Consider the following 11,926-nt stretch of genomic DNA (forward strand, 5'->3'; position numbering starts at 1 on the left):
ACCTGTCTGGGTTATTCAGCGTAAAGACTCAAATCCGAAACAGCCTTTTCAGGTGGAATAAAATCCGCCTCAATTGTCTGGCCATTCTGGACTTTCCTTAACCCATCAATGAGTATCTTTTCACCATCTTTCAGCCCTGACTTAACGATATAGAGATGTGGCAACTCTGCATCAATTGTGATTAATCTCTGCTCCACCTTATTCTCTTTATTCACTATGTAAACATAGACTTTATCCAATATCTCAAAAGTCGCCTTCTGCGGGATCAACATGGCATTTTTATAAGGAACTGTCATCAATATACTGCCGGTTTGTCCATGTCTAAGAGTCCTGTTATGGTTGGGAAATGTCGCGCGGAACTCAATATTTCCCGTCTTGTTATCAAAATCCGCTTCTATGGTTTCAATTACACCTTCCTGATCAAATATGTCTCCATTGGCCATTTTCAATTTAACCTTCTCAGGCTCCTGGCTTTTCTTATTTTTTATATAATCAATATATTCTGATTCAGGCACATTAAAATATACCCACATCTTGCTGATATCCGACAACTTAGTGAGCAAATCTCCCTCATCAATCAGGCTGCCATTCCGCACTTCCAGATGATCCATAATTCCCGTAAATGGGGCACTTATATTGGTAAATTCCAAATGAGTCTCTGCCACTTTAACTTCCGCACTTGCCTTATCAAGCTTCGCCTTTGAAAGCTCCAACTCATTCGAGGAAACAATATTTTTATCTGCCAATGATTTTGTATTTTTATACTCGATCAAAGACATATCAGCCTCAGCTTTTGCTTTCTGCAGATCAGCCTGATAAATGTTTGGCATAATCTTGAACATCAACTGTCCCTGTTTGACCTGTTGTCCTTCGTCTACATAAACGCTCTGAAGATAACCTCGCTCCAATGCCCTTATTTCAATATGTCGAATTGCATGTATCTGCGAAACATACTCTTTGACAATCGATGTATCCTGACGAAGAGGATTCGTAACCTTAAGTTTGGCCACATCATTATTTTCAGCAGTTTCAATTTGGTGGCAGCCACTTAATAACAACGCCGTGACACTTAAAGCAAAAGATAATTTTTTGATCATAAGATTAATGAATGCCTTAGCAATGAATAAAAACTTTGCAACCGCACCTCAGGCTTGAACGCCGCAATGAAGCACACTATGTCCTTTATAAAGGACATGGCGTCTATAGCATCGAGTGATGTGGTATTGAGTTCAGACCGGGCTTTTGAGATGCCGAAAACTAGGCGTAACTAGACTTTAATCTAACGCAAGATCAGCGATATTCGCATCGCACATTGCATGCAGAAATCAGCATCAATGCTGTACGCACAAGTACAACTCATCTGACATTCAGTCACTATGAGGTTGCTTGTACAGCGCGCAATCTTAGGCGCAATACATCAGTCTAAGGAAACTCAAAAAACCGGGAAAAAAGATGACCCTTAGGTCAAGAAAGGAGGGTCGCGAGGTCGAACGTGGGTTGAGAAAATTAATCTATAAACAAAGTTATCATCCGCTGCTTCCCACACGGACAACATATTCTTAATAGAGAATACCGTACTGAGGATGATCGTAGAAAGGAATAAATCAAGGGGAGAGGCAGGAGGCTCGCCATCTCCAGAAAACGACTCGGAAATTACTTGCAGCGGGGCAGTGTCACCAAGATAAAAGCTACTATCCTGATAATGAAGGATATTAGCAATCCCAAAACCAACCAATGCAAATACGACTGATAACAGGAACAGTCGAATTTGTATCGTTGCATTGGTTATTCTGGATCGCATACTTTAGAAAATACCTTACTATTTGTCATGAATTACCATGACTTACATTTAAAATTAAGCGATTATATCTTAGCATATATGTCAAATTTATTACAACATAAAAGACTGTTTTATTCTATTTTAAGGCTCGCAGCCATCAACTAACCATCTGCAGCGCACATGTTTGCCAACAATCCAAATTGGATTAATTTTAATATTTTAAGTTCAATTAATTAATTTTTATATTTACAATTAAATTAAGCTGATTAAACTTGTAACTCCAACAATATCATTACAACCTTAATTGTTAATCAAAATTAAATATTGTAAGGATTAATTAACCTGTGATTAATCTGCGGGTTTCATCAGGTTAATTGAATGTCTTGCATATGGATCATATGCCAACAATATTATCCTTACCCTAGACTAAACCTGTTATTCATCCTGCCCTGCTGCCAGATTAGGCGTTGAGGCGATCTTGTGAATTGAAAGGTCAGCACCGTCATACTCTTGCTCGGCATCCAGGCGTATCCCCACCACCATCTTGATCAGCCCATAAACAGTGAAGCCACCTATCAGGGCGATGGCAATGCCGAGCAGTGTGCCAATGAGTTGGGAAATGATATGAACTCCACCCAGGCCGCCCAGAGCCGTTGCGCCAAAAATGCCTGCGGCGACCCCGCCCCAGGCACCGCAGATTCCATGCAGGGGCCACACACCGAGTACATCGTCAATCTTCCAGCGATTTTGCGTGAGTGTGAAAGTCCAGACAAAGGCGGCGCCGGCTACCAGGCCAATGACTAAGGCCCCAAGGGGATGGACAATATCGGAACCGGCGCAGATGGCTACCAACCCTGCCAATGGGCCGTTATGCACAAACCCGGGGTCATTCCTCCCCGCCAGCAAGGCGGCCAGGGTACCTCCTACCATGGCCATCAGGGAATTGAGAGCCACCAACCCAGTGACAGCATCTACAGTCTGCGCCGACATCACGTTGAAGCCAAACCAGCCTACAGTGAGTATCCAGGCGCCCAGCGCCAGGAATGGGATACTGGATGGCGGGAAGGCGTGCAGTTTGCCATCCTTGCTGTAGCGGCCAATACGGGGCCCAAGAAGCAATACCGCCGCCAGTGCAATCCAGCCTCCCATCGCATGTACCACCACAGATCCGGCAAAATCGTGATATGCCGCCCCGAATGTTGCAGCCAGCCATTCCTGGATGCCGAAGTGACCGTTCCAGGCAATGCCTTCAAAGAATGGATACACCAGACCGACAACGGCAAATGTCGCTGCCAGTTGCGGATTGAATTTGGCCCGCTCGGCAATGCCACCAGAAATAATGGCGGGGATAGCAGCTGCAAAGGTCAGAAGGAAAAAGAACTTCACCAGTTGATAACCATTTTGTGCCGAAAGTGCTTCTGCCCCCTGCAAGAAACCTACGCCATAAGCCAAACCGTAGCCAATGAAAAAGTAGGCGATCGTGGATACCGAAAAATCCACCATGATCTTAACCAAGGCATTGACCTGGTTTTTGCGGCGCACGGTACCGACTTCAAGAAAGGCAAATCCTGCATGCATGGCAAGCACCATAATGGCGCCCAGCAATATAAAAAAAACGTCATTTCCAGACTGCGTTGAGTCCATATCATCTTCACCCATCTGTTTTTATAGCGCCAGATTATTAGCAAAAACCGCGCCATTTCTCATCTTATTGTTTTATAAAACATTTAATTTGACAAAGAAAAATGAATGCACAATACATGAACATCGTCCTGTGCATTGCACCAATTCTGTGCATAAAATAATGGGAGTAGTTACAAAAATACGGCTTTGACACCAAGCAGAAGTTTATGCACCATGGAATCCCGCCTCCATTTCAAGACTGCCCATGTTTGAGTCCGCAGAGCTCGGCCACGCCATCACAGACGAGGTATACAAGAAAGAGTTGCCTGCATTGCGCGAAGCCTTGCTTGACGTGCAATATGACCTTGCCCAGACAAAGAATTTTCCTGTCCTCATCCTGCTGGGCGGCGTAGATGGCGGCGGCAAGGGAGAAACTGCCAACCTGCTGAACGAATGGATGGATCCCAGGCTGATACACACGTGTGCCTTTGGCCCCGCCACCCAGGATGAAGCCGAACGGCCCACCATGTGGCGATTCTGGAGAGAACTCCCGCCCAAGGGCAAGATAGGCATTTTCTTCGGTTCCTGGTACACCACTCCCATCATCGACAATATGAATGGCAAGATCCATAAAAAACTGGATGGCACTCTCAGTGATATTGTCCGGTTTGAGCGCATGTTGACCGATGAGGGCGCACTAATCATCAAGCTCTGGTTTCACCTGTCGAAGAAACAGCAAAAAACACGTATTGCCGCCTTGGAAGGAAATCCCAAGACCAGTTGGCGCGTGACAGATCAGGATAAGGAGCACCTCAAGCATTACAACGAATTCCGTACAGTTAGCGGGCATATCCTGCGTGAAACCAGCACTGCCAATGCCCCATGGCTGGTGATAGAAGGCTTTGATGCAAATTACCGCAGCCTCACCGCAGGACAATATATTCTGGATGCCATCAGGAAAAACCTGGACATCAAGGCAGTACGCCCGCGCAAGGCTGCAGCCCCTGCATTGCTTCCCCCCGCTGATGGCCTCAATGTCCTGAACTCGCTAGACCTGACCAAATCCCTGAATAAATCCGATTACGATAGTGAGTTGGAGAAATATCAGGGCAAGCTCAACCTGCTGACCCGACACGAAAAATTCAAGGGTATCGCCGTCATTGTTGCTTTTGAAGGAGTGGATGCTGCTGGCAAGGGCGGAGCAATCCGGCGTGTTACCCAGGCATTGGACGCGCGCCACTACAGCACCATCCCGATCGCCGCCCCCACGGATGAGGAGCGTGCCCAGCCCTATTTATGGCGTTTCTGGCGTCAATTACCACGCCGTGGGCGCGTCACCATTTTTGACCGTACCTGGTATGGGCGGGTATTGGTGGAACGCGTGGAGGGGTTTTGCAGCGAGCAGGATTGGATGCGCGCTTATGCAGAAATCAATGACTTTGAAGAACAACTGGTCGGCCATGATATCGTGCTGCTGAAGTTCTGGCTGCATATTGACCAGGAAGAACAACTAAAACGGTTCGAGGAACGGGAAAAAACGGCCTTCAAACGTTACAAGATTACGCCGGAAGATTGGCGCAACCGCGAGAAATGGGATGAATACCAGAAAGCCGTCTGCGACATGATAGATCGCACCAGCACTGAACTATCGCCGTGGACCCTGGTGGAATCCAATGACAAGAAATATGCCCGAATAAAGATACTCAAGACCATCTGCGAGCAGCTAGAGCTGAAGCTTGAATCTTTATAAACAACACATCCCGCATGGCAACTCTGGTCGATAAACCAACCAAGTCAGGAACAGGAAGTTGTACTACACAGTATTCTCAACATGTTCTATCTGGACATGGCTGGCTGCATCTGGATCACCAATCCAGAAATAATAAAACTCCCGCACCACGGAAAGAAACAGGCGCTGCGTCGGCTTCATGGCAAAAAGTGCAACAGTGGCATCCACTGCAGTGCGATATACCTTGGTATCCCGCTCAGGGACATCCTTCAGCTTGAGCAGCAGTAACTTGACCAGCCTCACGCGCGTATCCACCAGCGATTGATCCGCCCCTTCCTGCCTTAAGGCATGAGAGTAGGCCTTGAGCGGCCAGGTATCGGCAACCCCGAATTTTTCCTTGTCCAGCATATGCCAGAGCGTTTTCAAGTCATGTTCGATAGGTTGCCCCTGCGTAGGGGTCAGCTCAAAAGCCTGCTCGGCATTCAATGCAGCAATCGCCTTGATGTCCCGCATCCAGAAAGGGAAATATTCCCGAACAACCGCTAGAAAGAACGGCCACTGGGCACGTTCCACCTGCTCAATCAGACTATCAACCGCCTCACGATATACCAGCCCAGCTGGCGGCTGGCCGGCAAGCACGGGCAACAACCGCAATAACCATTGCTCTCGCTGATTGAGTCCATCCTCACTCGCACCCTTGCTTCTCAATAGGTTGAGATAAGCGCTCAGTGCCTCACGCTCACGGGAATCATTCATTGCGTTTATGTAACTCGAGTCTGGTCAGATACGCGTACCACTATAACCCAAATCTTCTTTTTTCGTGCAATTGGCGGCAGCCAATCCCTACCATGTGCAATCGCCAGTTGAAGATACATGGCATCCTGATTAAGATGATGCCTGCTTGATCAGTCTTCTTTTATTTTCCCGATCGGACTTGCATGAACCCGGAACAGGCATTGGCCTATATGCACACCCTGCTGCGCTCCATGCTGGAGAAAAAAGCCTCAGACTTATTCATCTCGGCCGACTTTCCTCCCGCCATGAAAATTGATGGCAAGATGACGCCAGTCACGCAGCAAAAACTCAGCGGCGAACATACGCGCGCTTTTGCCGAGGCACTGATGAATGACAAGCAGCGCCATGAATTCGAACGGGACAAGGAATGCAATTTTGCTATCTGGCCCAAGGATATCGGTCGCTTCCGGGTCAATGTCTTTGTTCAGCAGGAAAAGGTCGGCATGGTGCTGCGCACCATCACGATCGATATCCCTCGTTTCGATGACCTGGCGCTACCTCCGGTATTGAAGGATGTGATTATGTCCAAGCGCGGCCTGGTCATCCTTGTCGGCGGCACCGGCTCGGGAAAATCCACCACGCTGGCAGCATTGATCGATTATCGCAACGAAAACAGTTTTGGCCACATCATCACCGTGGAAGACCCGGTAGAGTATGTGCATCCCAGCAAAAACTGCCTGATTACCCACCGGGAAGTAGGCCGGGATACCAAAGATTGGTTCAGTGCCCTCAAGAACACCTTGCGCCAGGCGCCCGATGTCATCCTGATTGGGGAAATCCGTGACCGCGAGACCATGGAGTTTGCGCTGGCATTTGCCGAAACAGGCCACCTCTGCATGGCAACATTGCATGCAAACAGCGCCAACCAGGCCATAGACCGCATTATCAACTTCTTTCCGGAAGAACGTCATGCCCAGCTGCACATGGACCTGTCACTCAACCTGCGGGCTTTTGTCTCACAACGGCTGGTACCGAAAAAAGGCGGCGGCCGCTGTGCTGCCATTGAAATCCTGCTTAACTCGCCCCTGGTGGCAGACCTGATCCTCAAGGGTGAAACCGGCATGGTCAAGGAAGCCATGGCAAAATCCGTGGAGCTGGGAATGCAAACCTTTGATCAGGCGTTATTCACGCTATGTGAGGAAGGCCGCATCAGCGAGGAAGATGCATTGCGCAACGCCGATTCCATCAATGAGCTGAGGCTGCGCTTCAAGCTGCATGGCAAAAACTCATCTGTCCAGGACTCATCTTCCCGCATCGATCATCTTTCACTGCATGAAGATGAACCCGAAGAACCAGCCACCGATACCCCTACTTGAGTTCATGATGGAAATTTACCTGTTAGTCATTATCTTTATCGGCGCCTGGTACTGGTTCGACAGCATATCCAGTCGCGAGCAGGCAATCGCCACCGGGCGCGAGCTTGCAGAACGCTTCAGCCTGCAATTGCTTGATGAAACAGTCGCCTGCAACAAGGTATGGCTGGGCCGCAACAGCCGTGGACGCGTCCAGCTGCAACGCACCTATCAGTTTGATGTCAGCGCCAATGGCAGTGACCGGCTTTCCTGCGAACTGGTCTTGCTGGGCAGGCATTTGCAATCCTGGCATATTCCGCCCTATTTACAGCCGGTATCCATCAATCCCCTCTATTAAGGCAGCTTATCCAAGGCATGTATAGAGGACGCTTTGCCCCTTCACCCACCGGGCCTTTGCATTTCGGTTCACTGATTGCTGCAGTGGCAAGCTACCTTGAAGCCAAAGTGCGCGATGGCCAATGGCTGGTCAGGATGGAAGACTTGGACTTGCCGCGGCAGATGCCAGGCGCAGTCGACTTGATCCTTCACGCTCTGCAAGATTATGGATTTGAGTGGGATGGGGAAATTGTTTATCAAAGCCAGCGAACCTCTCTCTATGCAGAAGCGCTGGAGCAGTTGGATAGAATGGGCCTGATCTACCCTTGCGGCTGCTCCCGCAAGGAAATTGCCGACTCTGCCCACCAAGGGCTGGATGGCCTTGTGTATCCCGGCACTTGCCGCCACGGACTGGGGCCAGACAAGCAGGCACGCGCATGGCGCATCCAGGTAAATACCAGCCCGATATCGTTTTTGGACGAAATCCAGGGAACCATGCAGCAAAACCTTGCCACTGATATCGGGGATTTTGTGCTGAAACGGGCAGACGGGCTGTTTGCCTACCAGCTTGCCGTTGTCGTGGACGACCAGATACAAGGCATCAATCATATTGTGCGCGGTGCAGACCTGCTGGACTCAACTCCCAGGCAGATATTCCTGCAGCGCTCCTTCGATTTTGCTGAGCCCGTTTATGCCCATGTGCCGGTTGTCACCAACTTGCATGGTGAAAAGCTCAGTAAACAGACGTTAGCCACACCGCTTGACTCTCGCAATAAAAACGAGGATATCTGGCAAGCCCTGCAATTGCTTGGCCAGGCGCCGCCAACAGCACTACGCATGGGAGAGCATAAATCATTGTGGCAATGGGCATGCGCACATTGGAATATCGCAGCAGTACCCAGACAACGCTCTATTCCTATAGCTTAAGAGTTTGCTTTTATTCAAGAGTGTTTCACCAAGGAAAACACCAATCCAAATGAAGCGGGCATCATTATGCGAGAGCCACAAAAACAGGTAGCAGTCACAATTGCAATCAAAGGGCAAAAAACGGGATTTAAGCAACGGCCGGATTGAGGCACTGGCTCTCCATGAAACACCATCCTGAAAACGTAAAACCATATATAACCATCATGATTTGATGAAACGTTCGCTAGAAAAGGCGGGAATGGGAAATTTTCCTCATAACCCGTCAATGGTATGATGGCGCTTTATTCCAACAGCTTTAGCCACATGCAAATCAGCGACCAACTGCACCGTTTCCTTTTTGAAAACACACCTGTGCGTGGAAACATTGTGCATCTTGATGACACATTCCATAACGCCTTGCAACATCAGCGCTGCCCTTCTGTTCTGAGAAATGCCCTGGGAGAACTGATGGCGGCAGGCGCACTCATTGCAGCCACTTTAAAAATGCAGGGAGGGGCTCTGGTGCTGCAAGTACAAGGCAAAGGTCCGTTAAAGCTGTTGGTAGTGGAGTGCACTTCAGACTTGTCCATGCGTGCCACTGCCAAATGGTCAGGAGACCTGGAGGACATGAGTTTTGCTGACATGGTCAGCACCGGCAACTTTGTCATCACGCTGGATCCACGCGATGGCGGGCAGCCATACCAAGGCATAGTGCCGCTGGAAGGCAACAGCATTGCCGAAATCCTGCAAAACTACATGCAGCGCTCCGAGCAGATTGAAACCAGGATGTGGCTGGCCTGTGACGGCAAAAGTGCAGCAGGCATGCTCCTGCAGAAACTGCCAGGCCAGCCGGATCATGATATTGATGCGTGGAATCGTGCCACTGTACTGGCAGATACCGTCAAGTCGGAAGAGCTGCTGGGACTGGCCGCCATTTCAATTTTGAAGCGCCTGTTCAATGAGGAAGATGTGCGCCTGTTCAAGGAGCAGGCCATCAAGTTCCATTGCAGCTGTTCGCGTGAAAGCGTCAGCAATATGCTCCGCATGCTTGGCCCGGAGGAAGTGGCCGACATTCTGGCGGAACAGCACAACATTGATATCAATTGCGACTTCTGCAACAAGGAATATCACTTCGACCAGGTAGATGCAGAACAGCTATTCAGTGCTGAAATCATCATTCCCGGCAATGATATCCGGCATTAAAGCGTCTCAGGCAAAAAGCGCCATGACTGCCAACAGATGCCGTCCAGGCTTCTATCAGGCCATCTTTTGGCGGCTGCGCTCGAACAGGCAGATTGCGGTGGCAGCGGCAGCATTCAATGACTCGACATTGCCCAGCATGGGAATGCTCACCTCCTGCCTGGTCGCTTCAATCAGCTCCTGACTCAAACCTGCTCCCTCATTGCCGATCACGAACGCGGTGGGCTGGGTCAAATCCAGGCTGTAAAGGGATTCACCGCCCAATGTAGTTGCCAGGGACTGGCCTTCAAACCGGGCCACCACATCCAGCAAATCAGCACGTTCCACCAGCGGCAATACAAACTGTGCTCCCTGCCCACCGCGCAAAGACTTGGGCGACCATGCATCGGTGCATCCTCCGGAGAGATAAACCCCCTGTACACCCGCCGCGGCAGCTGATCGCAGCATGCTGCCCAGGTTGCCCGGGTCCTGGATATCCTCCAGCAACAACAGGAAATCCGGCTGCGCGGGTATCTGCAGTTCCGGCGTTTTCACCAGCGCCAGAATACCTGTTGGTGTTGCCACGGGCGAAAGCTCGGCAAACATCAGTGTTGTGAACATCACGGTAGGCACATCAGACAGCTCCTGCACCAGGCCCACCACCTCATGGGTCGATTGTCCTTCGGCGATCACCAACAATTCCGGCATGCCAAAGTGTTCGATATAGGCCGTGACAAGATGCACACCATCCAGCAGGGTCTGGCCGGTTTTTCGACGTTCTCGTGCTGTATCCGCCAACTTTTTCAATTGCTTGAACAGGCTATTATCGCGGGAAGTGATATGTTTAAATGTCATGGAAAGATTAAAACCGGCATGGGAAAGTCCCCAATTTTAACCGATTAGCGCATACCCCTGCCCTTGAAAAATAACCAGGAGAGAGAAAATGAATGACAAGGAACTGGTGGCCATCCAGGCAGCGCGCCATGTCAAGGATGACATGACTGTAGGCCTGGGAACAGGCTCCACTGCCAACTACTTCATCAAGGAACTGGCACGCAGGCATCGTGAAGAAGGGCTACGCATCACCGCTGCATCAAGCTCTGTTGCCAGTGCCCTGCAAGCCACTGAACAGGGGTTGCCACTGGTTGCCCTGGAGCATCTGGGGAGGATTGACCTTTATGTGGACGGCGCTGACGAGGTCACCCCAAGAATGGCCTTGTTGAAAGGCCGCGGCTACGACCTGGTACGCGAGAAACTACTCGCCCGTAACAGCGACATGTTTATAGTACTGATAGACAAGAGCAAGCTGGTGAGCCGCCTGGGAGAAAAATTCCCTATTCCTGCTGAAGTCATGCCGTTTGCCTGGCAAATGGTAAAAGCCAGCCTGGAAGGACTTGGCGCCTCTGTCAGCCTCCGCCAGAATGCCGCCAAGGATGGCTGGGCCATCACATCCCATGGCAGCCTGGTACTCGACCTGGAATTCAAGCAGCACCTGGACAGTTCCGAACTGAACCAGCTCCTGAACAACGTGCCAGGCATCGTGGAACATGGTGTTTTCAATGATCTTGCCAGTGCAGTGTTTGTGGCTGACAACGGCAAGGTTGAGGAAATCTGGAAGAACTAACCCATGAAAACCGCATTTATCCTGGAGGCAGTTGCCGCCGTCAATCAAGCCATTCTTTCAAGCGAGGCTGAACTGGAGTCCCTGGACCGGGAAATTGGCGATGGTGACCATTTCATCAACCTCAAACGGGGCTGTGCCGCCCTGCTTGCCATGCATGACGAATTATCTCCGCTTGCCCCAGCCGAAGTATTGCAGCGCATGGGCATGAAGCTGCTTTCCACGATAGGCGGCGCTTCAGGTCCACTGCTTGCAACGTTCTTCATGACGCTGGCCAAGGTAGAGAAAACAGGCGATATCAGCACACTGGCAGAAATTGCTTCAGCCTTTCATGCCAGCGTTGAAGCAGTCAAGCAACGTGGCAAGGCAGACCGGGGAGAGAAAACCATGCTGGACACCTTGCTGCCGGTCGCCGACACATTTACCCAGCTCACCCAACAAGATACTGATCGCCATCTGCTGCTCACAGCCCTGCAGCAAGCTGCGGAACAAGGGATGCAATCCACCAAGGACATGATCGCCACCAAGGGGCGCGCAGCTTTCCTGGGCGAACGCGCCATCGGCCATATCGACCCCGGTGCGCGCAGCAGCCAGATCATTATCCATACCATCTGTGAACTGGCAAAAACAAGAACAGCCTGAGTCAAGCAGGCAAAGGAGGAGAC

The 11,926-nt window shown here is 50.3% G+C and carries 11 protein-coding genes; 7 read left to right on the plus strand and 4 right to left on the minus strand.

Annotated features, from left to right (window positions below):
* Positions 1-11 precede the first annotated feature (11 nt).
* Together LG200_RS07400 and LG200_RS07405 are read right to left on the minus strand one after the other, a co-directional pair.
* A complete protein-coding gene (locus LG200_RS07400) occupies positions 12-1,097 on the minus strand; it encodes an efflux RND transporter periplasmic adaptor subunit (protein WP_226756928.1) in 1,086 nt (361 codons plus the stop codon).
* A 1,118-nt stretch (positions 1,098-2,215) separates the two neighbouring features.
* Positions 2,216-3,424: an ammonium transporter gene (locus tag LG200_RS07405; protein WP_226756929.1), complete on the minus strand. Its 1,209-nt coding sequence runs from the start codon at positions 3,422-3,424 to the stop codon at positions 2,216-2,218.
* A gap of 244 nt (positions 3,425-3,668) precedes the next feature.
* Between LG200_RS07405 and pap the strand changes: the two genes are divergently transcribed.
* On the plus strand, positions 3,669-5,153 hold the full coding sequence (gene pap, locus LG200_RS07410; RefSeq protein ID WP_226756930.1) for a polyphosphate:AMP phosphotransferase: 1,485 nt from the start codon (positions 3,669-3,671) through the stop codon (positions 5,151-5,153).
* A 63-nt stretch (positions 5,154-5,216) separates the two neighbouring features.
* Here the strand turns inward: pap and LG200_RS07415 are convergent, their stop codons facing one another.
* A complete protein-coding gene (locus LG200_RS07415) occupies positions 5,217-5,888 on the minus strand; it encodes a hypothetical protein (RefSeq protein WP_226756931.1) in 672 nt (223 codons plus the stop codon).
* Between the two features lie 182 nt (positions 5,889-6,070).
* Between LG200_RS07415 and LG200_RS07420 the strand changes: the two genes are divergently transcribed.
* From LG200_RS07420 to hslO, 4 genes are all read left to right on the plus strand, one after another.
* Complete coding sequence (locus LG200_RS07420; protein ID WP_226756932.1) at positions 6,071-7,243, plus strand: PilT/PilU family type 4a pilus ATPase; 1,173 nt, start codon at positions 6,071-6,073, stop codon at positions 7,241-7,243.
* Between the two features lie 7 nt (positions 7,244-7,250).
* On the plus strand, positions 7,251-7,577 hold the full coding sequence (locus LG200_RS07425) for a DUF3301 domain-containing protein (RefSeq protein ID WP_226757325.1): 327 nt from the start codon (positions 7,251-7,253) through the stop codon (positions 7,575-7,577).
* A 17-nt stretch (positions 7,578-7,594) separates the two neighbouring features.
* A complete protein-coding gene (gene gluQRS, locus LG200_RS07430; protein WP_226756933.1) occupies positions 7,595-8,482 on the plus strand; it encodes a tRNA glutamyl-Q(34) synthetase GluQRS in 888 nt (295 codons plus the stop codon).
* A 303-nt stretch (positions 8,483-8,785) separates the two neighbouring features.
* Positions 8,786-9,664, plus strand: a complete 879-nt coding sequence (gene hslO, locus LG200_RS07435; RefSeq protein ID WP_226756934.1) for an Hsp33 family molecular chaperone HslO — start codon at positions 8,786-8,788, stop codon at positions 9,662-9,664.
* Positions 9,665-9,718: 54 nt separating this feature from the next.
* Here the strand turns inward: hslO and LG200_RS07440 are convergent, their stop codons facing one another.
* A complete protein-coding gene (locus tag LG200_RS07440) occupies positions 9,719-10,495 on the minus strand; it encodes a TrmH family RNA methyltransferase (RefSeq protein ID WP_226756935.1) in 777 nt (258 codons plus the stop codon).
* A gap of 88 nt (positions 10,496-10,583) precedes the next feature.
* Between LG200_RS07440 and rpiA the strand changes: the two genes are divergently transcribed.
* Both rpiA and dhaL read left to right on the plus strand, forming a co-directional pair.
* Positions 10,584-11,264: a ribose-5-phosphate isomerase RpiA gene (gene rpiA / locus LG200_RS07445; protein ID WP_226756936.1), complete on the plus strand. Its 681-nt coding sequence runs from the start codon at positions 10,584-10,586 to the stop codon at positions 11,262-11,264.
* Positions 11,265-11,267: 3 nt separating this feature from the next.
* Positions 11,268-11,903, plus strand: a complete 636-nt coding sequence (dhaL, locus tag LG200_RS07450; RefSeq protein ID WP_226756937.1) for a dihydroxyacetone kinase subunit DhaL — start codon at positions 11,268-11,270, stop codon at positions 11,901-11,903.
* Positions 11,904-11,926 lie beyond the last annotated feature (23 nt).

This window comes from Methylobacillus caricis, assembly GCF_020532705.1.
In the GTDB taxonomy this organism is placed as follows: domain Bacteria; phylum Pseudomonadota; class Gammaproteobacteria; order Burkholderiales; family Methylophilaceae; genus Methylobacillus; species Methylobacillus caricis.

Bases quoted from the DNA above. Each gene is read 5' to 3' on its own strand.
- LG200_RS07400 (WP_226756928.1), bottom strand. From the start codon at position 1,097: ATGATCAAAAAATTATCTTTTGCTTTAAGTGTCACGGCGTTGTTATTA.
- LG200_RS07405 (WP_226756929.1), bottom strand. From the start codon at position 3,424: ATGGACTCAACGCAGTCTGGAAATGACGTTTTTTTTATATTGCTGGGC.
- pap (WP_226756930.1), top strand. From the start codon at position 3,669: ATGTTTGAGTCCGCAGAGCTCGGCCACGCCATCACAGACGAGGTATAC.
- LG200_RS07415 (WP_226756931.1), bottom strand. From the start codon at position 5,888: ATGAATGATTCCCGTGAGCGTGAGGCACTGAGCGCTTATCTCAACCTA.
- LG200_RS07420 (WP_226756932.1), top strand. From the start codon at position 6,071: ATGAACCCGGAACAGGCATTGGCCTATATGCACACCCTGCTGCGCTCC.
- LG200_RS07425 (WP_226757325.1), top strand. From the start codon at position 7,251: ATGGAAATTTACCTGTTAGTCATTATCTTTATCGGCGCCTGGTACTGG.
- gluQRS (WP_226756933.1), top strand. From the start codon at position 7,595: ATGTATAGAGGACGCTTTGCCCCTTCACCCACCGGGCCTTTGCATTTC.
- hslO (WP_226756934.1), top strand. From the start codon at position 8,786: ATGCAAATCAGCGACCAACTGCACCGTTTCCTTTTTGAAAACACACCT.
- LG200_RS07440 (WP_226756935.1), bottom strand. From the start codon at position 10,495: ATGACATTTAAACATATCACTTCCCGCGATAATAGCCTGTTCAAGCAA.
- rpiA (WP_226756936.1), top strand. From the start codon at position 10,584: ATGAATGACAAGGAACTGGTGGCCATCCAGGCAGCGCGCCATGTCAAG.
- dhaL (WP_226756937.1), top strand. From the start codon at position 11,268: ATGAAAACCGCATTTATCCTGGAGGCAGTTGCCGCCGTCAATCAAGCC.